Origin of the sequence: Amycolatopsis rhabdoformis (assembly GCF_035918295.1) — a bacterium.
Lineage (GTDB): Bacteria > Actinomycetota > Actinomycetes > Mycobacteriales > Pseudonocardiaceae > Amycolatopsis > Amycolatopsis rhabdoformis.
Genome location: NZ_CP142149.1, coordinates 827279 through 853429 on the forward strand (window position 1 = coordinate 827279; position 26151 = coordinate 853429).

25 protein-coding genes are annotated in these 26151 nt (G+C 70.4%); 15 read left to right on the top strand and 10 right to left on the bottom strand.

What is annotated here, in order from left to right; genetic code table 11:
* Nucleotides 1-27 precede the first annotated feature (27 nt).
* Genes VSH64_RS03865 through VSH64_RS03875 form a run of 3 tightly spaced genes read left to right on the top strand, consistent with a single transcriptional unit; the run spans nucleotide 28 to nucleotide 3339 of the window.
* A complete protein-coding gene (locus tag VSH64_RS03865) occupies nucleotides 28-1683 on the top strand; it encodes an AMP-binding protein (protein WP_326834053.1) in 1656 nt (551 codons plus the stop codon).
* Nucleotides 1684-1691: 8 nt separating this feature from the next.
* Nucleotides 1692-2666: a phosphotriesterase family protein gene (locus VSH64_RS03870; RefSeq protein WP_326834054.1), complete on the top strand. Its 975-nt coding sequence runs from the start codon at nucleotides 1692-1694 to the stop codon at nucleotides 2664-2666.
* A 55-nt stretch (nucleotides 2667-2721) separates the two neighbouring features.
* Nucleotides 2722-3339 carry a TetR/AcrR family transcriptional regulator gene (locus VSH64_RS03875; protein WP_326834055.1) on the top strand — a complete coding sequence of 206 codons (618 nt, stop codon included), beginning with the start codon at nucleotides 2722-2724 and terminating at the stop codon, nucleotides 3337-3339.
* Between the two features lie 183 nt (nucleotides 3340-3522).
* Here VSH64_RS03875 and VSH64_RS03880 read toward each other — a convergent pair whose 3' ends face one another.
* The 8 genes from VSH64_RS03880 to fabG form a co-directional block, all read right to left on the bottom strand.
* Entirely contained in the window at nucleotides 3523-4077 is a 555-nt protein-coding gene (locus tag VSH64_RS03880; protein ID WP_326834056.1) for a GrpB family protein, read from the bottom strand.
* A gap of 38 nt (nucleotides 4078-4115) precedes the next feature.
* Nucleotides 4116-4970, bottom strand: a complete 855-nt coding sequence (locus tag VSH64_RS03885; protein WP_326834057.1) for an alpha/beta fold hydrolase — start codon at nucleotides 4968-4970, stop codon at nucleotides 4116-4118.
* A 155-nt stretch (nucleotides 4971-5125) separates the two neighbouring features.
* A complete protein-coding gene (locus VSH64_RS03890) occupies nucleotides 5126-6244 on the bottom strand; it encodes an acyl-CoA dehydrogenase family protein (protein ID WP_326834058.1) in 1119 nt (372 codons plus the stop codon).
* The gene (locus VSH64_RS03895) at nucleotides 6241-7425 is read right to left on the bottom strand and encodes an acyl-CoA dehydrogenase family protein (protein ID WP_326834059.1); all 1185 of its coding nucleotides are present in this window, start codon (nucleotides 7423-7425) and stop codon (nucleotides 6241-6243) included. Before VSH64_RS03895 ends, VSH64_RS03890 begins: the two co-directional genes overlap by 4 nt.
* Nucleotides 7422-8645: an acyl-CoA dehydrogenase family protein gene (locus VSH64_RS03900; protein WP_326834060.1), complete on the bottom strand. Its 1224-nt coding sequence runs from the start codon at nucleotides 8643-8645 to the stop codon at nucleotides 7422-7424. The genes VSH64_RS03895 and VSH64_RS03900 overlap by 4 nt, the downstream gene beginning before the upstream one ends.
* Before the next feature lie 2 nt (nucleotides 8646-8647).
* Nucleotides 8648-9673 carry a phosphotransferase family protein gene (locus VSH64_RS03905; protein WP_326834061.1) on the bottom strand — a complete coding sequence of 342 codons (1026 nt, stop codon included), beginning with the start codon at nucleotides 9671-9673 and terminating at the stop codon, nucleotides 8648-8650.
* 101 nt (nucleotides 9674-9774) lie between these two features.
* On the bottom strand, nucleotides 9775-10227 hold the full coding sequence (locus tag VSH64_RS03910; RefSeq protein WP_326834062.1) for a MaoC family dehydratase: 453 nt from the start codon (nucleotides 10225-10227) through the stop codon (nucleotides 9775-9777).
* A gap of 5 nt (nucleotides 10228-10232) precedes the next feature.
* Complete coding sequence (gene fabG, locus VSH64_RS03915) at nucleotides 10233-10994, bottom strand: 3-oxoacyl-ACP reductase FabG (RefSeq protein ID WP_326834063.1); 762 nt, start codon at nucleotides 10992-10994, stop codon at nucleotides 10233-10235.
* A 478-nt stretch (nucleotides 10995-11472) separates the two neighbouring features.
* On the opposite strand from fabG, the gene VSH64_RS03920 reads away from it, so the two are divergent.
* Nucleotides 11473-11952, top strand: a complete 480-nt coding sequence (locus VSH64_RS03920; RefSeq protein WP_326834064.1) for a cupin domain-containing protein — start codon at nucleotides 11473-11475, stop codon at nucleotides 11950-11952.
* A gap of 114 nt (nucleotides 11953-12066) precedes the next feature.
* On the opposite strand, the gene VSH64_RS03925 is transcribed toward VSH64_RS03920, so the two are convergent.
* Complete coding sequence (locus VSH64_RS03925) at nucleotides 12067-13407, bottom strand: TetR/AcrR family transcriptional regulator (RefSeq protein ID WP_326834065.1); 1341 nt, start codon at nucleotides 13405-13407, stop codon at nucleotides 12067-12069.
* A gap of 196 nt (nucleotides 13408-13603) precedes the next feature.
* On the opposite strand from VSH64_RS03925, the gene VSH64_RS03930 reads away from it, so the two are divergent.
* From VSH64_RS03930 to VSH64_RS03980, 11 genes are all read left to right on the top strand, one after another.
* On the top strand, nucleotides 13604-14917 hold the full coding sequence (locus VSH64_RS03930; RefSeq protein ID WP_326834066.1) for a Rieske 2Fe-2S domain-containing protein: 1314 nt from the start codon (nucleotides 13604-13606) through the stop codon (nucleotides 14915-14917).
* Complete coding sequence (locus tag VSH64_RS03935) at nucleotides 14910-15185, top strand: hypothetical protein (RefSeq protein WP_326834067.1); 276 nt, start codon at nucleotides 14910-14912, stop codon at nucleotides 15183-15185. Before VSH64_RS03930 ends, VSH64_RS03935 begins: the two co-directional genes overlap by 8 nt.
* A gap of 315 nt (nucleotides 15186-15500) precedes the next feature.
* A complete protein-coding gene (locus tag VSH64_RS03940; protein ID WP_326834068.1) occupies nucleotides 15501-16796 on the top strand; it encodes an MFS transporter in 1296 nt (431 codons plus the stop codon).
* A gap of 63 nt (nucleotides 16797-16859) precedes the next feature.
* The gene (locus VSH64_RS03945) at nucleotides 16860-17891 is read left to right on the top strand and encodes a PDR/VanB family oxidoreductase (protein ID WP_326834069.1); all 1032 of its coding nucleotides are present in this window, start codon (nucleotides 16860-16862) and stop codon (nucleotides 17889-17891) included.
* 64 nt (nucleotides 17892-17955) lie between these two features.
* Nucleotides 17956-19062 carry an NADH:flavin oxidoreductase/NADH oxidase gene (locus VSH64_RS03950; RefSeq protein ID WP_326834070.1) on the top strand — a complete coding sequence of 369 codons (1107 nt, stop codon included), beginning with the start codon at nucleotides 17956-17958 and terminating at the stop codon, nucleotides 19060-19062.
* Between the two features lie 184 nt (nucleotides 19063-19246).
* Nucleotides 19247-19915 carry a GPR1/FUN34/YaaH family transporter gene (locus VSH64_RS03955; protein ID WP_326834071.1) on the top strand — a complete coding sequence of 223 codons (669 nt, stop codon included), beginning with the start codon at nucleotides 19247-19249 and terminating at the stop codon, nucleotides 19913-19915.
* Nucleotides 19916-20058: 143 nt separating this feature from the next.
* Nucleotides 20059-20844 carry a helix-turn-helix transcriptional regulator gene (locus VSH64_RS03960; RefSeq protein ID WP_326834072.1) on the top strand — a complete coding sequence of 262 codons (786 nt, stop codon included), beginning with the start codon at nucleotides 20059-20061 and terminating at the stop codon, nucleotides 20842-20844.
* Between the two features lie 5 nt (nucleotides 20845-20849).
* On the top strand, nucleotides 20850-21491 hold the full coding sequence (locus VSH64_RS03965) for a TetR/AcrR family transcriptional regulator (RefSeq protein WP_326834073.1): 642 nt from the start codon (nucleotides 20850-20852) through the stop codon (nucleotides 21489-21491).
* 104 nt (nucleotides 21492-21595) lie between these two features.
* Nucleotides 21596-22813, top strand: coding sequence for an acyl-CoA dehydrogenase family protein (locus tag VSH64_RS03970; protein WP_326834074.1), 1218 nt, complete (start codon nucleotides 21596-21598; stop codon nucleotides 22811-22813).
* A 40-nt stretch (nucleotides 22814-22853) separates the two neighbouring features.
* On the top strand, nucleotides 22854-24785 hold the full coding sequence (locus tag VSH64_RS03975; RefSeq protein ID WP_326834075.1) for an AMP-binding protein: 1932 nt from the start codon (nucleotides 22854-22856) through the stop codon (nucleotides 24783-24785).
* A 128-nt stretch (nucleotides 24786-24913) separates the two neighbouring features.
* A complete protein-coding gene (locus VSH64_RS03980; RefSeq protein WP_326834076.1) occupies nucleotides 24914-25306 on the top strand; it encodes a hypothetical protein in 393 nt (130 codons plus the stop codon).
* 147 nt (nucleotides 25307-25453) lie between these two features.
* Here the strand turns inward: VSH64_RS03980 and VSH64_RS03985 are convergent, their stop codons facing one another.
* Nucleotides 25454-26134, bottom strand: a complete 681-nt coding sequence (locus VSH64_RS03985) for a DUF998 domain-containing protein (protein ID WP_326834077.1) — start codon at nucleotides 26132-26134, stop codon at nucleotides 25454-25456.
* Nucleotides 26135-26151: the final 17 nt, after the last annotated feature.

Here is a 26151-nt window from a genome sequence, read left to right on the forward strand (position 1 = left end):
CGGTCGGTGTCCGAGGGAGGGCGCGGGATGAGCTGGTACGACACGTTGCCGTGGCTCGCGACCTACGCCGAGCACGGCCTCGCCGCGCGGGAGGCCGTGCCGACGACGCCGCTGGCCACCTTGCGCCGCAGCGCGGAGCAGGCGCCGGACACCACGGCGCTGGCGTACTTCGACGGCCGGATCAGCTACCGCGAGCTCGACGAGCTGTCCGACGCGTTCGCGCGGCACCTCACGGGGGCCGGCTTCGGTCGTGGCGACCGGCTCGCGCTGGTGCTGCAGAACGTGCCGCAGTTCGTGATCTGCCTGCTCGGCGCGTGGAAGGCCGGCGGGATCGTGGTGCCGGTGAACCCGATGTACCGCGCGGGGGAGCTGACCCACGTGCTCACCGACGCCGGCGTGACGGCGCTCGTGTGCTCGCAGCAGGCGTGGCACGAGTTCGTGGGCGCGCTCGTGGCGGACAGCGCCGTGACGATCGCCGTGACCACGAGCGAGCTCGACCTGCAGACGCGCGACGACGAGCGCGTGCTCGGCAAGGTGCGCCGCGTCGCCACGCCCGGCGCGGCCGATCTGCTGGACGTGCTGAGCTCGACCCCAGGCGAGCGGCCGCCGGACCCCGGGCTCGGCGTCGACGACGTCGCGTTGATCAGCTACACCTCCGGCACGAGCGGGAAACCCAAGGGCGCCACCAACACCCACGGCAACATCGGCACCAACGCGGTGATCCTCGCGGGCGCCGGCCGCGTCGAGCCGGGGGCGACGGTGTTCGCGCTGGCGCCGCTGTTCCACATCACCGGGATGGTGTGCGAGGTCGCGTACGCGCTGGAGATCGCGGGCACGCTGGCGCTCGCGTACCGCTTCGAGGCCGGAGTGGTGCTCGGCGCGCTGCGGGAGCACCGTCCCGCGTACATGGTGGGCCCGTCGACGGCGTACATGGCGCTGATGGCGCACCCCGACGTGACGCCGGAGCACTTCACGTCGTTCGACGCGCTGTACTCCGGCGGCGCCGCGCTGCCGCCGGCCGTGGTGGCGGCGTTCCGCGACCGCTTCGGGCAGTACCTGCACAACGGCTACGGCCTCACCGAAACCACGGCCGGCTGTGTCGTGGTGCCGGGCGGGGTCGAGGCGCCGGCGGATCCCGCGTCGGGCACGTTGTCGATCGGGCTGCCGGTGCCGGGGGTGATCGTGCGGATCCTCGCCGACGACGGCACGGAGCTGCCGGCCGGCGAGGCGGGCGAGATCGTGGTCGAGGGGCCGATGGTCGTGCCCGGCTACTGGAATCGGCCGGAAGCCACGGCCGAGGCGCTGCCGGGCGGGCGGCTGCGGACCGGCGACGTCGGGTTCATGGACGAGCGCGGCTGGGTCTACGTCGTCGACCGGCTGAAGGACATGATCAACGCGGCGGGGTTCAAGGTGTGGCCGCGCGAGGTCGAGGACGTGCTCTACACGCATCCCGGCGTGCGCGAGGCCGCCGTGGTGGGGGTGCCGGACGAGTACCGCGGCGAGACCGTGAAGGCGTACGTGAGCGCGGCGCCCGGTGCGGCGCCCGATCCCGAAGAGCTGGTGGCGTACTGCCGGGAGCGGCTGGCCGCCTACAAGTACCCCCGGTCGGTCGAGGTGCTCGCCGAGCTGCCGAAGACCACCACCGGCAAGATCCTGCGGCGCGAGCTGCGCGCCCGAGGTTAGGGAGAACGATGGTCGAGACGGTGCGCGGCGCGGTGAAACCGGCCGGGCTGGGCAAGGTGCTGATGCACGAGCACATCTTCGTGCTGAGCCCGGAGTTCGTGGCCAACTACCCGGACCACGACGGGTTCGACGAGTCCGTGCACGTGCCCGAAGCGATCGCCAAGCTGCAGGCCCTGAAGGACGCCGGGATCGACACGATCGTGGACCCGACGGTGATCGGGCTGGGGCGTTACGTGCCGCGCGTGCAGAAGGTGGCCGCCGAGGTGGGGCTGCAGATCGTGGTGGCGACCGGGCTCTACACGTACAACGACGTGCCGCACTACCTCTCGCTGCGCGGCCCGGGCACGCTGCTGGGCGGGGACGACCCGCTGGTCGCGATGTTCGTCGGCGACATCACCGAGGGCATCGCCGGCACCGGCGTGAAGGCGGGCGTGCTCAAGTGCGCCACCGACGAGCCGGGCATGACGCCCGGCGTCGAGCGCGTGCTGCGCGCCGTCGCGAAGGCGCACCGGGCCACGGGCGTGCCGATCATGACCCACACCCACGCCGGCACGCGGCGCGGGCTGGAGCAGCAGGACGTGTTCGAGTCCGAGGGCGTGGACCTCTCGCGCGTGCTCATCGGCCACTGCGGCGACTCGGCCGACCTGGACTACCTGACGGCCCTGGCCGACCGCGGCTCGCTGCTGGGCATGGACCGCTTCGGCGTGGACGTGTACCTGCCGTTCGAAGAGCGCGTGGCCACGGTTGCTGCTTTGTGCGAGCGCGGTTACGCCCGCAGCATGGTGCTCTCGCACGACGCGTCGTGTTATATCGACTGGCTCGAAGCCCCGGTCCGCGAGGCCGTGCTGCCCAACTGGCACTACCTGCACATCACCGACGACGTGCTGCCCGCGCTTCGCAACCGGGGCGTGAGCGAGGCCGACTTGACCACCATGCTCGTCGACAACCCACGCCGCCTGCTCGACCACGGGGGCGCGTACTGACCGGGCCCGCGGCGCGCGGGCGGTATTCTGGGCCCTTCAGGAGGGGGTGGGGCGGATGACCCGGGCGACCACGCGGAAGGCGGCCGACCCCGGCGAGCAGGCCGCCGTGCCCCGCCGCCTGCTCCAGCACGCGACGAAGCTCTTCGCCAAGAAGGGCTTCGACCGCACCTCGGTGCAGGAGATCGTCGAAGCCGCCGGCGTCACCAAGGGCGCCATGTACCACTACTTCGGCTCCAAGGACGACCTCCTCTACGAGATCTACGCCCGCGTCCTGCGCGAACAAACCTCCCAACTCGAACGCGTCGCCTCCTCCGACGCCCCCCTGCGCGAACGCCTGGCCGCCGCCGCGTCCGACGTGGTCGTCAGCAGCATCGACAACCTGGACGACAACACGATCTTCCTGCAGTCGATGCACCAGTTGAGCGCTGACAAGCGCAAGGCGGTGCGTGCGGAGCGGCGCAAGTACCACGAGCGGTTCCGGCGGTTGATCGAGGAAGGCCAGGCTTCGGGGGAGTTCCGGTCGGACAAGCCTGCCGATCTGGTGGTGGATTTCTACTTCGGGTCGGTGCACCACCTCGGCACTTGGTACCGGCGGGGTGGGCCGATGTCGGCGCGCGAGGTGGGGGATCAGTTCGCTGACCTGCTGCTCTCGATGCTGCGGCCGGAAGCTTGATGGTCGTGGTGACCAGGTGACCTGCGGCTTGCCCGCCTCGCGCAGCCGCGTGGGGGCCGTATTGTTTCGCGACGGTTCTGCGCGGCCCAGCGGTGTCGGACTGTGCAGCCGCTGTGTCCTGCGCAGCGTGGCCTTCGAACCGAGTCGGTGTCCTCCTCGCGGCGAGCCTGCGCCGCTCCGGCGTCACTCCACAGGCGGCTCCGCGTGCCGAGAAAGGACGCCGGTGACGAACTCCGTCTTCCCCGCCGTATAGGCCTCGCGGTCCCCGGTTTCCCTGGTCAGCCGGTGCTTCAGCGCGGCGTACTCCGCGGCCAGCGCCGGATCAGCGCGCAACGCATCGCGGAAAGCGAGCTGGGCCGACCAGCGCGGGTGGCCCGCCGGCAGAACGTGCAGGTGTGCCAACCGCTGCTCACCCGCAGCATCAGGCAGGACGAAGAACCGGCGATAAGGCGCCCCGACATCCAGCGAAGGCGGCACATACGCCCACCCCGCCGACGACAACAGCGAACCAGCCTCAGCCACCACCTCATCGACATCCCGCACCGAAGCCATCACATCCACCACCGGCTTCGCCGCCAGCCCCGGCACCGACGTCGACCCGACGTGCTCCACGCCCTCGACCAGCCAGGGCCGAAGCACCTCACCCAGCCGCGCGCACAACCCAGCGCCCCGCGCCGACCACGCGGGATCAGCAGCAGCGATACGGGGCTTCTCGTAAGCCCAACCAGGTGCGTCCACGAGAAAGAACGCTACCGACGGGCACCGACAAAAAGCGGTCAGTGACGAGCCAGGTGCGCCAGAATCCGCGGCACCAGGAACTCCCCGGCCTCCTCCGGCAGCCAGTGGCTGGCCCCCTCGACGACCTCGAACGAGTAAGGCCCGTCCACGAAAGAGCGGGTCAGCTCGGCCGCCGTGCGGCCCAGGTACGGGTCCTCGCTGCCCCACAGGTACAGCGTCGGCACGGAGATGCGGCCGGCGGGGATGTCGAACTCGCTCGCGGCCGGGCCGCGGTACCAGTTGAGCGTGGCCGTCAGGGCGCCCGGTTCCGTGAGCCGTGAAATGTTGCGTTCCACCAGGTCCGCGGGGACGCGATCGCCATAAACCGCGCGGAGCTCGGCGGCGTTGTCGGCGAGCAGGGAGGCCTCGGCGCGGCCGTCGAGGTGGCGGAAGAAGCGCACGTAGCCGAGGTCGCGGAACTGGCGCGTGTCGTCCGAGGCCGCGCGGCGCAAGGCCAGCGGGTGCGGGGTCGTCAGCACGGTCAGCGAACGCAGCTGGTGCGGATGAGCGCTGGCGAACGCCCAGCCCACCATGCCGCCCCAGTCGTGGGCGACGAGGTGGAAGCGGTCGGAGCCGAGGGCCGCGGCGAAGGCGATCACGTCGGTGATGAGGTGGCGCACGGAGTACTGGTCGACGTCGGCGGGGCGCGCGCCTGAGGCGTAGCCGCGCTGGTCGACGGCCACGGCGCGGTAGCCGGCCGCGCCCAGCGCCACGAGTTCCGTGGTCCACGAATCGGCGAATTCCGCCCAGCCGTGGAGCAACAGGACGAGGTCCCCGGACTCGGGGCCGGCCGCGAGCGCGCTGTGGCGGTGGGTGCCGACGGTGATCGTCAGCTGCTCGGTGCCCGGGACCATGATCACCAGGCTAGGAAGCCGAAGCTTCCGGCCACCACAGGAAAAAGTGCACTCTTGCCGCCTGTTCTTACGTGCCGGGCACCACCGTCCACAGTGTCCACCACGGCGAAGGGCCCCGCCAGCCGAAAAGGCGGGCGGGGCCCCGGAACAAAACCTCAGGCCGGCAGGTCCACGAGATCCGCCAGCCGCGCGCGGTGGCGGCCCGGCGTGCCGAGCGCGAGCTCGTCGCTCTTGGCGCGCTTGAGGAACAGGTGCGCGGGGTGCTCCCACGTCATGCCGATCCCGCCGTGCAGCTGGATCGCCTCCTCCACGGCGTGCACCGCGATCGGCGCCACGCGCGCCTGGGCCACGCCCACCGCGATGTCCACGTCGAAGCCGCCGGCGAGCGCGTCGGCCGCGTAGCGCGCGGTGGCGCGCGCGTTCACCAGGTCGGTGTACAGGTTCGCCAAGCGGTGCTTCAGCGACTGGAACCCGCCGACCGGCCGGCCGAACTGGTACCGCCCCTTCAGGTACGTCACGGTGGTCGTCAACGCCCACTCCGTGATGCCCGTCTGCTCCGACGCCAGCAGCCCCGCCGCCGTGGTCAACGCGGACGCGAGCGCCGCTTCCGCCGCCGCGCCGGACACCACGAGCCGCGCCGTCGCGCCGTCGAGCGAGACGTCGGCCACCCGTCGTGTGAGGTCCAGCGACACCAGCTCGGTGACCTGGGCCGCGGAGGCCTCCACCGCGTACAGCCCCGGTCCGTCGGGCCCGGTCGCCGGCACCACGAGCAGCTCGGCCACCGAAGCGTCGGCCACCGTCCCGACCCGTCCGCTCAACGACCCGGAAGCATCGGCGGTCACCGAAGCCGGGAACGCCGCGCCCGGCGCGGTGGACAGCGGCACGGCCAGCGCACCGGTCAGCTCACCGGCCGCCAGCAGGCCCAGCAGCTCCGCGGCCACCGAGCCTCCGGCGGCCAGCAGCGCCGACGTGGCCAGCACCGCACTGCCCAGGAACGGCACCGGCGCGACGCTGCGGCCCAGCTCCTCGAGCACCACGGCCGTCTCGCGCGCCGAAGCGCCGTGGCCGCCGAGGTCCTCGGGCACCATCAGCCCGGCCGCGCCGAGGTCGGCGGCCAGCGTGCGCCACAGCTTCAGGTCGTACGGCTCCGAAGTCTCCACGCGGGCCAGCAGCGCCGCGGGGGAGGCCCGGTCGGTGAGCAGGTCCCGCACCGATGCGCGCAGGTCTTCCTCGACGTCGGAGTACAGCAGGTCCGGGGTGGGCAGCTCGCTCATCGCGGCAGGTCCTTCCAGGCGACGTCCTTGTCCACCCGCGGCTCGGACGGCAGCCCCAGCACGCGTTCGGAGATGATGTTGCGCAGGACCTCCGAGGTCCCGCCCTCGATCGAATTGCCCTTCGCGCGCAGGTAGCGGTAGCCCGCCTCGCGCCCGAGGAAGTCGACCTTCTCCGGCCGCCGCAGCGTCCAGTCGTCGTAGCGCAGGCCCTCTTCGCCGAGCAGCTCGATCTCCAGCCCGGTGAGCTTCTGGTTCAGTTCGGAGAAAGCCACCTTCATCGCGGAGCCCTCCGGCCCCGGCGCGCCCGCGGTGAGCTGCTGGCGCAGCCGGGAAGCGGCCAGCCGCAACGACTCGGCCTCCACCCAGTGCTGCACGAGCCGGTCGCGCAGCTCCGGCGTGCGCAGCTCGGGCCGCTCGCGCCAGGTCTTCGCGACCATGCCGATCAGCCCGCCCTCACGCGGCAGCGCGTTGCCGCCGATGGCCACGCGCTCGTTCATCAGCGTGGTCTGCGCGACCTTCCAGCCTTCGCCGACGGCGCCGAGCCGCTGCGTGTCCGGGATCCGCACGCCGGTGAGGAACACCTCGTTGAACTCGGCCTCACCGGTGATCTGGCGCAGCGGCCGCACCTCGACGCCGGGCGCGGTCATGTCGCACAGGAAGTAGGTCATGCCCTGGTGCTTCGGCACGTCCGGGTCGGTGCGCGTCACGAGGATCGCCCACTGCGAGTTGTGCGCGCCCGAGGTCCACACCTTCTGCCCGGTCACCACCCAGTCGTCGCCGTCGCGCACCGCGCGCGTGGCCAGCGCGGCGAGGTCGGAGCCCGCTCCGGGTTCGCTGAACAGCTGGCACCACACCTCTTCACCCGTCCACAGTGGACGCAGGAAGCGCGTGCGCTGCTCCTCGGTGCCGAACGCGAGGATCGTCGGCGCGGCCATGCCGAGGCCGATGCCGATGCGGCGCGGGTCGTTGTCCGGGGCTCCGGCGGCGGCGAACGCGCCCTCGACCACGGGTTGCAGCGCGCGCGGCGCGCCCTGGCCCCCGAGGCCCTCGGGGAAGTGCACCCACGCGAGGCCGGCGTCGTAGCGGGCCCGCAGGAAGTCCAGGCGCTCGACGGAAGCGGGGTCGTGCTCGGCGAGGAACGCGGCGACCTGCCCGCGCAGGTCTTCGGCGGTGACGCTCATCGGCCGGCCTCCGCCCGGTACTTCTTCAGCTCACGGCGCGCCAGCGAGCGCTTGTGCACCTCGTCCGGCCCGTCGGCCAGGCGCAGCGTGCGCACGCCCGCCCACAGCTCGGCCAGCGGGAAGTCCTGGCTCACGCCGCCGGCGCCGTGCGCCTGCACCGCCTTGTCCAGGATCCACTCCACGGTGATCGGCGTGGAGATCTTGATCGACTGGATCTCGGTGTGCGCGCCCTGGTTGCCCACGGTGTCCATCAGCCACGCGGTCTTGAGCACCAGCAGCCGCTGCTGCTCGATCTTCACGCGCGACTCGGCGATCCAGTCCTGCACCACCCCGGCCTCGGCGATGGGCTTGCCGAACGTCTCGCGCGAGAGCGTGCGGCGGCACATCAGCTCCAGCGCCCGCTCGGCCATGCCGATCGCGCGCATGCAGTGGTGGATGCGGCCGGGGCCGAGACGGGCCTGCGCGATCGCGAAGCCCGCGCCCTCGTTCGCGATGAGGTTCTCGGCCGGCACGCGCACGTCCTCGAACAGCACCTCGGCGTGGCCACCGTGGTCGCCGTCGGTGTAGCCGAACACGTGCATGCCGCGCTTGATCGTCACGCCCGGCGCGTCGCGCGGCACGAGGATCATGCTCTGCTGCTGGTGCGGCTGGGCGTCCGGATCGGTCTTGCCCATCACGATCATGATCTTGCAGTTCGGGTTCATCGCACCGGAGATGAACCACTTGCGGCCGTTGACCACGTACTCGTCGCCGTCACGCCGGATGCTGGTGGCGATGTTGCGCGCATCCGACGAGGCGACGTCGGGCTCGGTCATCGCGAACGCCGAGCGGATCTCGCCGTCGAGCAGCGGCTGCAGCCACTGCTTCTTCTGCTGCTCGCTGCCGAACATGTGCAGCACTTCCATGTTGCCGGTGTCCGGCGCGGCGCAGTTCACCGCCGTCGGCGCCAGCCGCGGGCTGCGGCCGGTGATCTCGGCCAGCGGCGCGTACTGCAGGTTGGTCAGGCCCGCGCCGTCCTCACCCGGCAGGAAGAAGTTCCACAGGCCGCGCTTGCGCGCCTCGGCCTTGAGCTCTTCGACGACCGGCACCGACGACCAGGGGTTCTCGCGCGCGGCGAGCTGCTCCTCGAAGACCGGTTCGGCGGGGTAGACGTGCGAGTCCATGAAGTCGAGCAGCTGCCCGCGCAGCTCCTCGGTGCGCGCGTCGAACGCGAAGTCCATTGCTACTTCTCCTCTTTGAGCGTCTCGTAGCCGTGGGCGACGAGCGGGGCCACGGCGTCGCCGATGCCCTCGAACCCCGACCCGACGGTCTGGCCCTTGCTGTAGCGGAAGTAGATGCCTTCCAGGATCACGGCGAGCTTGAAGAACGCGAAGCTCACGTACCAGTTGAGCGCCGACACATCACGGCCGGAGCGCTCGGCGTAGCGGGCGATCACCTCGTCGGTGCTCGGGTAGCCGGGCGCGGAGCTGGCGTTGGACACCATCTGCAGTGACACCTTGTCGCGCTCGGCGTAGGCCACCAGCAGCGCGAGGTCGGTGAGCGGATCGCCCAGCGTGGACATCTCCCAGTCGAGCACCGCGGTGATGCGGTCGTCGCCGTCCACCAGCACGTTGTCGAGCCGGTAGTCGCCGTGCACGATCGTGGGCGGGGGAGAGGTGGGCAGCTTCGCGGCGAGGCCGTCGTGCAGCTCGTCGACGCCGGGCAGCTCCCGGCTGCGCGAGCCGTCGAGCTGCTTCTTCCAACGCCGCAGCTGGCGTTCGAGGAAGCCTTCGGGTCGGCCGAAGTCGCCGAGCCCGACGGCTTCCGGGTCCACGGCGTGCAGGTCGACCAGCGTGTCCACGAGCCGGAAGCCGATCTCGCGGGTGCGCTCGGTGCCGAGCAGCGCCAGCTCGGAATCGGTGCGGTACGGCGTGCCGGCCACGAACTCCATCACGTAGAACTGCGCGCCGAGCACGTCGGCGTCCTGGCACAGCACCACGGTGCCGGGCACCGGGACCGCCGTGCCGGCCAGGCCGGAGATCACCTTGAACTCGCGGGCCATGTCGTGCGCCGTCGGCAGCACGTGCCCGAGCGGCGGGCGGCGCACGACCCAGCGGTTCGCGCCGTCGGCCACGATGTAGGTGAGGTTCGAGCGGCCGCCCTGCACCACCTCGGCGGTCAGCTCGCCGGTGACCAGGCCGGGCCGCTGCTCGTCGAGGTAGGCGCGCAGGCGGGCCAGGTCGAGTCCTGGCGGGTCGGACGGGGTCATCGGGCCTCCTCGTGGTTCACCCGGCTCAGGCTACCGACTAGTCGGTATGTCGTACAGTCGCCGGCCCGGGAGTCCCCCGGGCCGGGTGCCTGGCCGGTCCTTCAGGCGATCAGGCGGGCGACGAACTCGGCGACGCAGGCCGGTTTGGCCTCGCCGTCGATCTCGACGGTCCACCGCACCACAGCTTGCTTGCCCCCGGTCACGTCTGTCACCTCGAGCAGGTCCGCGCTGCCGCGCACCTTGGCCCCGACCTTCACCGGCTGCGGGAAGCGCACCTTGTTGAGGCCGTAGTTGATGCCCATCTTCAGGCCGTCCACGCGGTAGACCTGCGAGCCGAAGTGCGGCAGCAGCGAAAGCGTGAGGAAGCCGTGGGCGATCGTGGTGCCGAACGGACCCGCGGCCGCCTTGTCGGTGTCGAGGTGGATCCACTGGTGATCGTCGGTCGCGTCGGCGAACTGCTGAACGCGCTCCTGCGTGACGGTGAGCCACGCGCTCTCGCCGAGGTGCTCGCCCGCGGCGGCCGCGAACTCGTCGATGTTCTCGAAAACGCGCATCAGCCTCAGTCCTTCGGTCCGCCGGCGACGTAGATGACCTGACCCGACACGAAGCCCGCGCCCTCGCTCACGAGGAACGAGGTCAGGTGCGCGATGTCGTCGGGCGTGCCCACGCGCTGCACCGGGATCTGGGACGCGGCGGCCTTCTTGAAGTCCTCGAAGTCCATGCCGAGCCGCTCGGCGGTGGCCGCCGTCATGTCCGTGGCGATGAACCCGGGCGCGATCGCGTTGGCGGTCACGCCGAACTTGCCGAGCTCGATGGCGAGGGTCTTGGTGAAGCCCTGCATGCCGGCCTTGGCGGCGGAGTAGTTCACCTGGCCGCGGTTGCCCAGCGCCGAGGTGCTGGACAGGTTCACGATCCGGCCCCACTTGGCCTCGGTCTGGTACTTCTGCACCGCGCGCGACATCAGGAACGAGCCCTTGAGGTGCACGCCGAGCACGGAGTCCCAGTCGTTCTCGGTCATCTTGAACAGCAGGTTGTCGCGCGTGATGCCGGCGTTGTTCACCAGCACGGTCGGCGCGCCGAGCTCTTCGGCGACCCGCGTGACGGCGGCCTCGACCTGGTCGGCGTCGCTCACGTCCAGCGACACGCCGACGGCCCGGCCGCCCTCGGCCACGATCGCCTCCGCGCCCTGCTTCACCGCGGACTCGTCGAGGTCCAGCAGGCCGACGGCGAACCCGTCGGCGGAGAGGCGGCGGGCGACGGCGGCACCGATGCCGCGGCCGGCTCCCGTCACGATGGCAACCCGGGCGGGGGAATCGGTCACGAGGGACCCTCCTCATCGTTGAGAACAGCAGTCAGGCTCGCAGTCTGCCTGACTAAGCGCCCGCTTTGTAAGAGATCCCGATGACATTTCCCCGAACCGGGCTGCCCTGCCCGGACCCTGGTGGACCCGGGTGCCCGGGGCGGCCGACGGTTTTCCGTCCCGGTGCCGGTCAGGCCGCCTGTCCGATCGCCCGCACGTTCGGTCTGACGGAGTTCGCCGGTTCGCGGTGCCCTGCGCCGGTGCGTTGCCGGGGACGCGCGTGCTGCGGGTCGACGATCGTGACGTGCGTCATATGAGGGAGGCCGGCAGCCGGAGGTCAGGTCGCGAGCGGGTGCAGAGCGTGGCTTCGCTGTCACACCCCGGGGTGCTGCCTCGTCCTCCTGGTGAGCACTCGACGACGAGGCAACGCTCACGGGGCGAGCGGACCCCGCCAAGCCGAATTTTTCCGCCTCACCAACAGCTCACCAGGAGATCCTTCATGATCGGAATGCGGATTGCCGGTGGCGTCCTGACCGTGGCCGCGCTGACCGGAGCCACGGCCTGCGCCGCCTCGGACCAGCCCGCCGCCGCGCCGGCGTCGGCCACCACGATGGTGATGCCCGCCGCGGCATCGCAGCCTCCCGCCGAAACCTTGACGCCGCTGCTGCAGCAGGCCCTGCCGAATGCGAACGGCAAGAACTTCACCTCGGCGATCGTCACTTTCCCGCCCGGCGCACGCGCCGCGGCACACCGGCACGGTGACGCGTTCGTCTACGCCTACGTGCTCGACGGCACCGTGCGCAGCCAGCTCGAAGGTCAACCCGTGAGCACCTTCCACCAGGGTCAGAACTGGATCGAGCAGCCCGGCTCACACCACGTCCTCACGGAGAACACCAGCACGACGGAACAGGCCAGGCTGCTGGTCGTGTTCGTCGCCGATCCCGGAGCCCAGCTCAAGGTCGACGACCCGCACTCGTAACCCCGAGCGGCTACGCGCCGAAGGCCTGCGGTGGTGAAGCGAAGCTCTGAGGGAGCCGCTTCACCACCGCAGGCCCGCGCATGCTGTGGTGATCCCGAATTCGGTGCCCGCGCGTCAGTTCTCCCGCTCGCGAAGGCGCCGCACGAAGTCGATGCCGAGTTCTTCGATCTCGTCGATCACGTAGGGGTGCCCCTGCGGGTCCAGCGTGAAAGCCAAGTCCCACAGGGCACCCGTCACCTCGATGTGCAAAGTGTGGCCGAACATCTCCCCGGGAAGGCGTGAGTAGCGGGCCATCGCCTGGTGATTGCGCTCGGCGAGGATCCGTCGGTAGTGGGCGTGGGTTTCCTGCACCTTTTCGGAGGTGCGCCGATCGAACCAGAGCTCGCGCAGCCCGGGACGTCGAGCGAAGAACGCCTGGTATGCGGCCATCTTGCGCTTGTTGAACGAACCGTAATCCTGTCCTTCGGAGGCGTCCTCCACCTCGTCGAGAACTGCGAGGAGGTCGTGCATGTACGCGGCGGCGACGGCGGCCACCAGGGAATCGAGGTCTTCGAAGTAGCGGTAGATCGACCCCGGTGACGTCCCGGCCGCGCCGGCGATGGCGCGGACGTTCACGTCGGGGCCGTGCGGTCCTTGAGCATTGATGAGCGCTGACGCGGCCGCCAGGATCAGCGTCCTGTTCTTCCGCCCTCGCGCCTGCGGTGGCGGCGGCAACTCCCAGGTTCGTGGTGCGGATTCTTCTGCTGGTGCCGAGCTTGTCGCGTGGCTCGCGGCGGGTTTTTCCCGGTCCCTCCCGCGTGTTCCGGCGGACGGAGGAAAAGTGATGCCCAACCGCCGGTGCAGGAATCTCTTCGACACTTCGGAAATCTCGGCGATTACGCGGTTGTCTCCCTCCGGATCGCACTGGAACGCCATTTCCCACAGGATTCCGGTGATTTCGATCCAGGTTTGATACGTCAGGAGATCGTGCGGCTTCGTCGAGTACTTGTCCAATCCAGCGCCTAAAATCTTGGCCAGTCCGGCGCGGAAGTGGCGATGGATCTCGACGACCTTGTCCGAGGCTTTCCGGTCGAACCACAGTTCACGCAGACCGGGTCGAGCCGAAAAGAATTCGCGGTAGACGGCGAAAATGGTGTCCAGCAGGCTGCTCGCGGAGGCGGTGGGGCGAGATACCCCAGCTTCGACGGCCGAGCTGAGTTCACTGCCGTACTCGGCGGCCACCGCGGCCACGATCGAGTCCACATCGGGGAAGTAGTGGTAGATCGACGCCACGGGTGTTTCGGCGGCCTCGGCGATCCCGCGCAGCGTCAATCCCCGGCGGCCCGTGGAGAACGCCGAATCGATCAAGAGCGCTGTGGCGCGGACGATCTGCGCCCGCCGCGTGCGTCCTCGTTCCTGGGGTGGGAGGGCAACGTTCGCGGGGCTCAACGGCGAGTTCTCGGGTGCTGGCGACACCGTCCAGACGCTACAGCCGCCACCCCGGACGGTCGACCTGCCGGGTCGGCCCTGCCGAAAAGACGTGCTTGACACGCGTCGAGATCAAGTGCGTAAATACCGAAGCTGAACGATGTTCGAGTCTTCCCCCGGGTTGTTCCGGGGTTCCGTTCGTGCGTTCCGTGTACGCGGCACGCCTCGAAGTCGAGGAGAAGTGATGCTCAGTTCGAGCGACAACGAGTTGCTCACCAAGGTCGGGCCCGGAACGCCGATGGGGTCGATGATGCGCGAGTACTGGATGCCCGCGATGGTGTCCACCGAGTTGCCCGCGCCCGACTGCGACCCGGTCCGGGTTCTCCTGCTGGGTGAACGCTTCATCGCGTTCCGCGACAGTTCCGGGAAGGTGGGGATGCTGGCCGCGCAGTGTCCGCACCGCGGCGCGTCACTGTTCTTCGGGCGCAACGAGGAGGGCGGTCTGCGGTGCGTCTACCACGGGTGGAAGTTCGATGTCTCGGGGCGGTGCCTCGACATGCCGAACGAGCCGATCGAGAGCAATTTCAAGGACAAGGTCCGAGCCAGGTCGGTACCGGTTGTCGAGCGGGGCGGGTTGGTGTGGGCCTACCTCGGCTCGCAGGAGGAGCCGCCGCCGCTGCCCGCGTTGGAGTTCTTCGACGAGGAGCTGAGCGAGACGCGGTCCATCAACGTCTTCCAGATCAACTGCAACTGGCTCCAGGCGCTCGAGGGTGACATCGACACGAGCCACTTCGGCTTCCTGCACGTCGGTCACCTGGGCAACGACGCCGCGCCCGAGGGCACCTTCCTCCGCCACATGCTGGAGGACCGGGCTCCGAGGTACAAGGTGGTCGACACCGAATTCGGCTCGTCCTACGGCGCCTACCGACCTGCCGGCAGCGACGAGGAGACGTACTGGCGCATCGCCCACTACTTGTTCCCGTTCTACACCATGATCCCCACCGGGCTTCTCGGCAGCTCCAAGACCGTGACCGCGCGGGTTCCCCTCGACGACGAGCACACCATGGTGTACCTGGCCACCGCGGACGAGGTGCCGAGTGATCTCGCGATCGGGGCCGAGACCTACGAGAACCTCAGGCTGCTGCCGAACACGACCGACTGGCACGGCCGGTTCCGTTCCGCTCGTACCCTGGACAACGACTTCGAGATCGACCGTGAAGCCCAACGCAGCGGGCGCAGCTTCACCGGCCTCGACAGCGTGCCCCTCGAGGACCGTGCGATGACCGAGAGCATGGGACCGGTGCTGGACCGCGGCGGTGAGCACCTCGGCAGCTCCGACGTGATGGTCATCCGCGTCCGGCGGAGGATCCTGCGAGCTCTTCGCACGTTCGTCGACAGCGGCGAACTTCCGCCCGGTGCCAACGAACCCGATCTCTACCGCCAGCGTTCCGGCGGGGTCGTGCTGCCCACGGGCGCCGACTGGCTCGCCGCGACACAAGGCCTGCGTGACGGCACCGAGGAGCCGACGACCGATCCCGCGCTGGCTGCCGGTGTCTGACCTCGGCCCGGCCGGACGCACCTCTGGCGACGGCGCACTCGAACGCGCATTGTCCATTCCGTACATGCTCGACGTGTCCACTCGCGAATCCGAAAGCGGCGAGTGGGTTTGTCGCCTCGAATATCCGGAGCTGGACGGATGCGTCGCCGAGAGCAGGGACGCTCTCGACGCCCACGACCAGCTCGAAAAGCTCCGCGAACAGTGGCTGCGCCACCGGCTGGAGACGCACCGGGAAGTCCCGACCCCGCGCCCGTCGCTGCGGTCCTGAGCAGGCCCACCGTTCCGGCGAGAAGGCCGGAACTTCTTTCCCCCGCGCATTCGTCGAACGGGGCGATCTTCCGCTGTCACCGATGACCGGCCACGGCATCGGACAAGCCGGCTCACAAGGCTGAGCGAGTAACGACCCAAGAAATCGGGTGGAGATCCACCAGGAGATTTCGAACCGCGTCGGTCGACGTCGTCGTGAACAGTTCGACGGTTTCGCGCGGCGCAGCAAGAAATGCTTTCACACTCGAGTCAGCCCCACCGCACCAACGGAGGTACGGTAATGATCGACGCCTCGGTGGAGTCCAAGGATCCGACTTTGCCCCAGAAAAAGGTGAGCAGTGCCCGGGTACTCGCAGCGGCGATGCTCGGCACGACGATTGAGTGGTATGACTTCTTCATCTACGGCACGGCCGCCGCGCTGATCTTCTCGCAGGTGTTCTTCCCGTCGAGCGATCCGGCGACGGGCACGCTGACCGCGTTCGCGGCGTTCGGTGCGGGATTCATCATGCGCCCGCTCGGCGGGGTGATCATCGGCCACCTCGGTGACAAGTACGGACGCCGTCCGATGCTGATGGCGACGGTTCTGCTGATGGGAGGCGCGACCGTCGCCATCGGCGTTCTGCCGTCCTACGCGGCGATCGGGATCTGGGCGCCGGCCCTGCTCGTGCTGCTGCGGCTGCTTCAGGGCTTCGCCGCCGGAGGCGAATGGGGCGGCGCTACGCTGATGGCCATCGAACACGCGCCACAGAACCGGCGTACTTTCTACGGCGCGTTCACCCAGGCGGCCGTGCCCATCGCCTATCTCCTCTCGGCGGCGATGTTCTTCGTGCTCCAAGGGGCGCTGGACAAGCAAGCGCTGCTTTCGTGGGGCTGGCGAATCCCGTTCCTGCTCAGCATCGTGGTCGTGGCCATCGCCGTTCTCGTGCGCTCGGGCGTGGCCGAAAGCCCGGAGTTCTCGGCCAGAACTAAAAAGGCGGAAAAGCTTCCGCTGCTCCAGGTGCTGACCAAGTACCCCCGCACGGTCGCGCTGACCATCGGCTTGACCATCGTGACGAGCACGGACTTCTACCTCGGCCAGGTGTTTCTGCTGTCCTACGCCACGAGCCGCGCCGGAGTGCCGGCCTCGTCGATGCTGCTCGTCACCATCATGGGCTCGGCGGTCAACGCCGGGATGACGTTCGTGTTCGCCCGGCTGGCCGACCGGATCGGCAACCGCACGGTGTTCTACGTCGGAATCATCGGGTTGGCCGTTCTCGCCTTCCCCACTTACCTGATCGTGAACACCGGATCGTTCGCGGCGATCCTCGCCGTGCGCATGATCGGCAACGCCTTCAACGCCGCGGCGTACGCCCCGATCGCTTCGATCCTCGCCGGTGCCTTCAGCGTCAAGGTCCGCTACACCGGAATTTCGCTGAGCTACCAGCTCGCAGCGGTGCTCGGTGGTGGATTCGCACCGTTCATCGCCCAGGCGTTGCTGACGGGGACGGGCTCGTGGACGGCCGTGGCCGGGTACTCGGTGACCCTGTGCCTGATCAGCCTGGTCTCCATGACCCTGCTCGGCAAGGCGGCCAAGGAAAACCGGGAAGAGGCCGTGCTGCCCGCGGTCGCCTGACCCGATCGTCGCGACGGTCGGTCGCTGCCTCCACAAATCACCGCCACCCGTGGCGGGCGAGCGGTGTCGCCGCTCGCCCGCCCGGTCCGCCCTGCCCACCCCGAAAGGATGCTCGTGCCGTTAACTTCGTCCAGCAGTGAAACAGTCCTCGATGGCACCGGCGCCTTGCCGCTCGACTTCAGCGTCGTTCGCCGCCGACGCGTGGCTGACGCGGTGATGACGCTCGATCTCGCGCCACCGGCCGGGATGCCGCTTCCGCAATGGTCCGCGGGTGCGCACATCGACGTGGACATTCCCCGAACCGGCCTGACGCGCCAGTACTCCTTGTGCGGGCCACCCGACGCGGATTTCCTGCGCATCGCCGTGTTGCGGGAGCCCGAGTCGAGGGGCGGGTCGTCCTGGTTGCACAGCAACGTCGCCGAAGGCACGACGCTTCGGATCAGCGGGCTGCGGAACCACTTTTCGCTGACCGGCGAGGGTCCGGTCGTCTTCGTCGCCGGGGGGATCGGGATCACGCCGATCCGGGCCATGATCGCCGAGGCGGATTCGCGCGGAGTGCCGTGGGAACTGCACTACGCGGGGCGCTGCGCCGAGAGCATGGCGTTCCTCCCGGAGCTCGCCGAAAGCTACGGGGACCGCGTGACCACCTACTCGCCGGCGACCCGGCGGCTCGACGTCCCCGGGCTGCTCCGGGGGCTGACCCCGGGCACTTCCGTCTACGCCTGCGGTCCCGTCCGGCTGCTGTCGGCGATCGACGACGCCGCACCCGCGCACACGGCGGTGCGGACGGAACGATTCACCGCCGAGGACATCGACACCTCTGGTGACACGGCGTTCGAGGTCACGTGCGCGAGGTCCGGGGTCCGGTGCACCGTCCCCGCCGGGCAAAGCATCCTCGCCACCCTCCGCGACGCGGGTATCCAGCAGGTGTCGCAATGCGAAGAGGGCGTCTGCGGCTCCTGCGAGACCACCGTGCTCGACGGCATCCCGGAACACCGGGACATGCTCCTGACCGACGAGGAACGCGCCGAGAACACCACGATGATGATCTGCGTTTCCCGCGCGAAGACCGCCCAGCTGACGCTGGATCTCTAGCCGGCCGTCCTGTCGTCGAAGCAAAGGGCCGTCCCGGAGACCGAAGTCCACAAAGGAGTCGAGGTTGACCACGCTCTTCACCCCGTACCCGCTCAGGTCGCTGACGATCCCCAACCGGATCTGGATGTCGGCCATGTGCCAGTACAGCGCGGCGCCCGAAGGTGAGCAGACGGGCGTTCCGACGGATTGGCATTTCGCCCACCTGTCCGCGCGCGCCGCGGGCGGTACCGGATTGATCCTCACCGAGGGGACGGCGGTGAGCCCGGAGGGCCGGATCACCCGCTTCGACCTCGGCATCTGGAACCGCACGCAGGTCGACGGCTTCCGGCGGATCACGGCGTTCCTGAAGTCCCAGGGCACCGCCGCCGGGATCCAGCTGACGCATGCCGGCCGCAAGGCCTGCACCGAACGTCCCTGGGGCGACGGCGGACGCCGGCCCGCGCCGGACGAGCCGCACGCCTGGACGCCGGTCGGTCCCAGCGCCGTCCCGTACACCGAGTCCTCGCTGATCCCGGAGGAACTGACCCGCCGTCGGATCGGCGAGATCGTGCGGGAGTTTGCGGCGGCCGCGGAACGTGCGCTGGAGGCCGGGTTCGACGTCGTCGAGATCCAGGGCGCGCACGGCTACCTGATCCACCAGTTCCTGTCGCCGTACAGCAACCACCGCACCGATGACTACGGCGGTTCGTTCGAGTGCCGGACGCGGTTCGCGCTGGAGGTGGTCGACGCGGTCCGCCGGGTGTGGCCGGAGGACCTGCCGGTGTTCTTCCGCATCTCCGCCACCGACTGGCTCGCCGAGAACCCGGAGGACGACCGTGAGGGCTGGACCCTCGACGACACCGTTCGCTTCGCCAAGGAGCTCACGGCGCACGGCGTCGACCTGATGGACGTGTCCACCGGCGCGAACGTCCCCGACGCGAAGATCATCGGAGGTCCTGGTTACCAGGTGCCGTTCGCCGAGCGGGTGCGCACCGAGACCGGGATGCCGGTGGCGGCCGTCGGATTGATCACCGAGCCCGCGCAGGCCCAGGAGATCATCACCTCGGGCAAGGCCGACGCGGTTCTCCTGGCCCGCGAGCTGCTGCGCGACCCGTACTGGGCGCGCCGAGCCGCGGCCGAGCTCGGCGGCACGATCCAGTGGCCCGTGCAGTACAACCGCGTGCGCCCGTGACGCGCACGCGTGCCCGGACGTGCCGGGCCGGCCGAGTGCCGACGCCACCGACCTCACCTCGCCATCCCCGGCGAGAACCTCCCGAAGGCGCGACCGTCCGCCGGCTCGCCTCGGCACAGCGCGACCACGCGACCTGGTCGCCGTCGCGCACCGATTCGATCCGCACCCCAGAAGGAGCACGGTGATGACCGTCATCTCCGATGACACGCCGGACCTCGCCACCGGCTCGGCCGGCAAGACGACCGAACCGGAAGCCCCGGTGCCGACGGCCAACCCGCTCGCGGGCAACCCGGGAGTCATCGGCGTGCCCACGGTCATCGCGGGCGCCCTCGGCCTCGGGCTGGTCAACGTCGGCGCGCTGCCCGGCGGTGCCGCCGGCGCCACGCTCGCCATCCTCGGCACGTGTACCGCCGTGGGGCTGCTGATCACCACCATCTGGGCCGCGGCGCTCGGGCAGAGTGTCTCCGCCGGCCTGTTCGCCGTGTTCTTCGGGTTCTACGCCAGCTACGTGGTCCTCACGCTGGGCCTGGCCCACAGCTGGTTCGGCGGCTCCGCGGTTTCCGCCACCGACGCCCAGGTCGCCTGGCTGTGGTGCTGGTTGATCACCATCGTCCTGGTCACCCTCGTGACGCTGCGCCTGCCGGCGAGCTTCACCCTCATGCTGGGTTTCGTCGATGTCGCCCTCGCTCTGTTGCTCGCCGGCACGATGACCGGCGCCACCGGTCTGATCCGCGCGGGCGGTGCCGTGGTCTTCGCGTTCGTCGCGGTGCAGGTCTACCTCTACGCCGACCTCATGTTCACCGAAACCGGTGGTCGCGGCCTTCCGCTGGGCCGCCCCCTGGTGACTCGCTGACACCACCGTTCGCCGGCTTCACTCACCCGACCTCGGGCGCCGCCGGCCGCCCTTTTTCAAGAGCCGAGTAGAAATTCCAGGAGCGACTACGTAAAGTGATGCGGGTCTCAGCTGCCGGCGGTCGGCGGTGGAAGGAGGCCGGGATGTCGACGACGACGCCGCGCGAAGAGCGGATGCGCGTCGGTGAGGTGCTGCGCGCCGTTCGCGGGCTCGGGCCCGTGGACATCGCGTTCGCCGCGTCCGTGGACCGCGCCACGGGCACGTTCGTGCTCGACCGGTTCGACGGCGCGCGCACTGACCTGCTGCGCGACCTGGCGATCCCCAAGGGCGAGGGGGTCGGCGGGCGCTGCATCGCGCTGGAACGGCCGGTGTTCGTGCGCGACTACGTGGCGGCCAAGGGCATCACCCACCGCTTCGACGGCGCGGTGGCCGGCGAGGGCCTGAGCGCGATGTTCGCCGTGCCGGTGAAGACCGACGGCGTGGTGCGCGACGTCGTGTACGGCGCGGCCCGCACGTCGGTGATCTTCGGCGAAGGGCTCATCGACCGGGTCGTCGACCTCGTGAAGCGCTCGGCCGCCGAAGAGCCGCCCCGGCAGCGCTCGGCCGTCGACATCGCCGCGGAGCTGGCCGAGATCGCCGCCGCCGTGCCCGACCCCGCGGTGCGCCGCCGGCTCACGGAGCTGGGCGCTTGCCTCTCGGGCCTCTCGGGACCGCCGAAGGAGGCCGACCTGCCGGTTCGGCTCTCGCCGCGCGAGCTGGACGTGCTCACGGCCGTGGCGATGGGGCACGCCAACGAGGCCGTCGCGCGCCGGCTCGGCCTCACCGTGCAGACCGTGAAGTCGTACCTGAAGAGCGCGATGGCCAAATTGGACAGTCACACCCGCGGCGAAGCCGTGTACCGGGCGCGCAGGGCCGGCTTGCTACCGTGACCGCGGTGGGGAGCATCCCGGCCGGCGGGTCCGAAAACGCATCGGTGGCCGCCGCGCCCGAACCGCTGACCCGGGCCGAGCGCAAACGCGCCGCCCGTGTGGCCCGCCTCGAACGCGCCGCGGCGCGCGTGTTCGCCCGCCACGGCTACGAGGGCGCGAACTTCGACCTCATCGCCGCCGAGCTCGACCTGCGGGGCGCCAGCCTCTACTACTACGTGTCCTCCAAGGAAGAGCTCTTCCTGCGCTGCCTGCGCCAATCGGCCGCCGACGTGTCCGCCCGCCTGCACGCGATCGCCGACGCCGAGCCCGAACCGCGGGAACGCCTGCGCCGGCTCTTCCGCGAACAGGTGCTGATCGAGGTCCGCGACTACCCCGAGTACGTGCCGTTGTTCTTCAAGGCCCGCGTGAGCGTGCCCGCGCTGCAGGACGCCGTGCTCACGCTGCGCCGCGAGCACGCGACCGTGTTCGAGCGGACGGCGCAGGAGCTCGGCACCGAGCCGCGGAAGGCGCGGCTGTGCCTGGAGATCGCGTACGGCACGCTGGCCTACCTGCCGGACTGGTACGACCCGGCCGGCGCCGTCGGGCCGGCGCAGCTGGCGGACGAGCTGGCGGAGCTGCTGGTGGCACCGTTCCTGCCGGCGGGCTGACCACCCCCACTCGTGGGTATCCGCTCCGACCGGCCGAACCTAGGTTTGCTCCGGACGGCCCAGTCCCGGCTGGGCGGGGAGACCGGAAGAACGGGTGATGCCGAATGACCGCGACCACCACGAACGCCGCGCGCGGTGGCCAGCTGGCCGATCACGGTTACGAGCTGCCGTGGGCCTTCACCCCCGAGCACCTGCAGTGGCGCGACACGGTGCGGAAGTTCACCGCCGACGTCGTCGAGCCCGGAGCGGCGCAGCGCAGCATCGAGTCGCGATTCGACGCCGACCTGGTGGCCGAAGCGGGGCGCCTGGGCGTGTTCGGGCTGATGGTGCCCGCGGAGTTCGGCGGGGCCGGCGCGGATCTGCGCACGCTGTGCCTCACCATCGAGGAACTGGCCACAGTGGACTCTTCGCTCGCGGTCACCGTGCACGTGCAGGCCATCTGCGCGGCGCTCTTCGCGCACCTCGCGCAGGACCGGCCCGAGCTGTGCCGGCAGATCCTGCCCTCGGCCGCCACCGGCGAGACGTTCATCTCGATCGGCCTCACCGAGCCCTCGGGCGGGTCCGACGCGGGCAACATCAGCACGGTCGCGCGCCAGGACGGCGACGGCTGGGTGATCAACGGCGCCAAGCAGTTCATCACCAACTCCGGCACGCCGTTCTCGCGCTACGTGATCCTGATGGCCGCCGTCGGCGACGGCGAGCGCGGGCGTCCGCCGGTGTCGGCGTTCCTCGTGCCGCTCGACGCGCCGGGGGTCACCGTCGGCAAGGGCTACCCGAAGCTGGGCTGGCGCTCGTCCGACACGCACCCGCTGTTCTTCGACGACGTCCGCGTGCCGGCCGACGCGGTGCTCTCGGAACCGGGCCGGGGTTACCGCGACGCGCTCGAGTTCCTCACCTGGGCGCGGCTGCCGATCGCCGCGATGAGCGCCGGGCTCGCGCGCGGCTGCCTCGCCGACACGCTGCGCTTCATCTCGCAGCGCACGTCGTTCGGCAAGCCGCTCGGCAACCACCAGGCGGTGGCTTTCCAGGCCGCCGACATCGGCGCGCTCGCCGCCACCGCCCGCACCATGACCTACGACGGCGCGTGGAAGTACGATCACGGCTTGTCGATCAGGGAGGCCGCCGCCACCGCGAAGCTGGTCGCGTCGGAAGCCGCGAACAAGGCCGCCTACCTGGCGACGCAGTTGCAGGGAGGCTACGGCTTCATCGAAGAGACGGCCGCGACCCGGCACCACCAGGACGCCCGCATCCTCACCATCGGCGAGGGCACGTCCGAAGTGCAGCGGATGCTGATCGCGCGTTCACTGGGGCTGGCCGTCTGAGCAGACGCTTCACCGACCGAACGCACAAGGGAGTGTGGCCGTGGCCGACAGTGTGGAACAGCTGATCTCCGTTCCGTTGCAGGAGCTTCCGGAACGGTGGCGCTCGGCGAGCCGGGCCGCGGAGATCGCGCAGGCGCGGGCGCTGCACGACCGCGACCCGGACGAGTACTGGGCGTGGGTCGCGGGGCGGCAGCGGTGGATGCGGCCGTGGGACGAGGTGCGCAGCGGTGAGCTGCCGGAGTTCCGCTACTTCACGGGCGGGCTGCTCAACGTCGCCGACAACTGCGTCGACCGCTGGGCCGAGGACCCGGCCACGGCCGACCGCGCCGCCGTGGTGTGGGAAGGCGAGCCCGGCGACACGCGCACGGTGACCTACGCCGAGCTGGCGCGGGAGACGTCGTCGCTGGCGGCGGGGCTGCTGGAGCTGGGGATCGGCAAGGGCGACGTGGTCGCGATCTACCTGCCGAACCTCGTCGAGGCGTTCACCGCCATCCACGCGTGCAACCGGATCGGCGCGATCTACACGGTGCTGTTCTCCGGCTTCGGCAAGGACGCCGTGGCCGCGCGGCTCAAGGTCTCCGGCGCCAAGGCCGTGGTGGTCGCCGACGCGTCGTACCGGCGCGGGAAGCTCGTGCCGCTGCTGGAGACGCTGCGCTCGGCCCGCCCGGGCCTGCCGGACCTCGGCCAGGTCGTGGTGCTCGACCGCACCGGCCGCGACCTGCCGCTCGAAGCCGGCGAGGTGTCCTACGCCGACCTCGTCGCGCGCCACCCCGAAGGCACGCCGGCCGTGCCGCTGGAGGCCAACGACCCGGCGTTCCTGATCTTCACCAGCGGCACCGAGTCCACGCCGAAGGGCGTGGTGCACTCGGTCGCCGGGTTCCTGGTCGGCACCTGGGCCAACGCCTACTGGCAGGCCGGCCTCGAAGAGGGCGACGTGTACTGGGTCGCGGCCGACGTCGGCTGGCTGACGTTCCCGATCCAGGCCGTGATCGGCGGGCTGGCCTGCGGTACCACGATCGCGTGTTACGAGGGCGCGCTCGACACCCCGACGAAGGAACGGTTCTACGAGTTCTGCGAACGCCACGAGGTCACGCAGGTGCTGGCCGCGCCGACCGTGCTGCGGATGCTGCGCGCGTTCGGCGAGGACCTGTGCGCGGCGCACCCGCTGCCGAACCTGAAGCTGATCACCGTGCAGGGCGAACCGCTCGACGCCGAGACCTTCACCTGGGGCACCGCGCACCTCGACGTGCCGATCGTGAACGCCTACGGCCAGACCGAGACCGGCTCCACCTGGACCTACCCGGTCACCGGCGTCGACGCGCTGAAGGCGGGCTCCGCCGGCCGGCCGCTGCCGGGCCACCACTGCGAGATCGTGGACGACGACGGCGTGCCGGTTCCGGCCGGTACCAAGGGAAACCTGGTGATCACCCGGCCGTTCCCGACCCTGGCCCGCACGGTGTGGGGCGACCACGGCCGGTACCTCTCGGCGTACTTCGAGCAGTACCCCGGCAAGTACAACACCAAGGACGAGGCCGTGCTGGACACCGACGGCCACCTGTGGGTGCTCGGGCGGGCCGACGACGTGATCAACGTGGCCGCGCACCGCATCTCGACGATGGAGATCGAAGGCGTGGTGACCGCCCACGAGCGCGTCGCCGAAGCCGCCGTGGTCGGCATCCCCGACCCGACGAAGGGCACCGTCCCCATCGCCTTCGTGACGCTGCTGGCCGGCGCCGACGCCGCTTCGGTGTCGGCCGAGCTGATCCGCCGCGTCGGCGACGAGCTCGGCGGCTACGCCCGGCTCGCCAAGGTCTACCCGGTCACGGCTCTGCCCAAGACCCGCACCGGCAAGACCATGCGCCGCCTGCTGCGCGACGTCCTCGTGGACGGCGCCCCGCGCGGCGACACGAGCGCGATGGAAGACCCCGGCGCGCTCGACGCGGTGCTCACGGCGGTGTCCGCCGCCCGGTGACCCCGTCCCCCGAAGGCGCGGGTCCGTGGCCGGCCGGCGAGCCGCCGGAGCCACGAGCCCGCGCCGGGCGCGGACGCGGCGCCGCCCGATAAGCTGGCGCCGTGGCCGAGGGGCGAGAGGTGTCGACCGTGACGATCTGGAACGACGTGATCAGTTTCGTGCGCCTGCGTTACGAGGTGCTCGAAGACCACGACGGCTGGCTGCGCTTCCGCCTGCCCACCGAGGACGGCCGCACGCAGCAGGCCACCGTGCACCTCCTGCCCGACCACGACGGGGTCGCCTGGGCCGAGCTGTCGTCGCCCGTCGGCTGGGCCGACCGCGTGGACCTGCGCCGCTTGCTTGAGCTCGTGGGCGGCGCCGGGGTCGGCGGCGCGGCGATCGTCGACGGGGTGGCCCTGATCAAGCACACCGTGCCGCTCGCGTCGCTCGACATCGCCGACGAGCTGGACCGGCCGCTGCGCACGCTCGTGGCCCGCGCGGACGAGCTCGAACGCGAGCTGGGCCAGGGCGACGAGTTCTGAGCCGGCGCGGTACCGGAAACGCCGGCTGAGTACTCACTCGGCTGACTCGCTCGCTCGGCTGACTGAGTGCTTGACCGGCTGAGTTTCGAACGGCCGGTTCCCGCCCCGCCGCGTTCTGACCCGGTCGGATGCCGCTCGGCCGGCGCTCTAGGCCGCCTGGGTACCGGCCGGTTCGAGTGCGGTTTTCGTCCGCCGGACCGGCGCCGCCAGCACGGCCAACGCGATCAGCTCCGTGAGCGCCATCCCGCGTTCGACCAGGCCGAGCGGGATGAGTAGCCACCAGCGTTCGTCGTTCACCGCGGCCACCACCACGGCGCCGACGATGATCGCCAGCCAGCCCAGCGACAGCGCCGCGAGCAGCCGCGCCGCGAACCGGCGGCGCGGTGAGTGCGGGAACGTGGTGCGCGCGGCCAGCAGGATCGCCAGCGGCAGGCAGACGAACGCGACCACGCTCGCCACCCGGTGCAGCGTGCCGCCCGCCGCGCCACCCGTGGCGGTGGCCCAGTTGGTCTTCGGGAACGCCACGATCACCAGCAGCCCGATCGTCCACAGTGCACCGAACACGGCCGAGACCACCGGCAACCGCCGCTGCAGCCGCAGCACGGCGAGCGTGACGGCCGAGCTCACGGCCACCAGCACCACCGCGAGGTCGAACACCCACTTGTTGTCCGACAGGCCGTACTCGCTGATCGTGCGGCTGGTCACGCTGATCTCGTCGGTGGGCGGCACCAGCTGCAGGAGCAGGACCAGTGCGGCCCCGATCGCGAACGCGGCGATGCCGGCGATCGACAGGAGGGCGGGGCGGCGGTCCTCGGCGACGGCGGTCATCCTTCGAGATTAGCCAG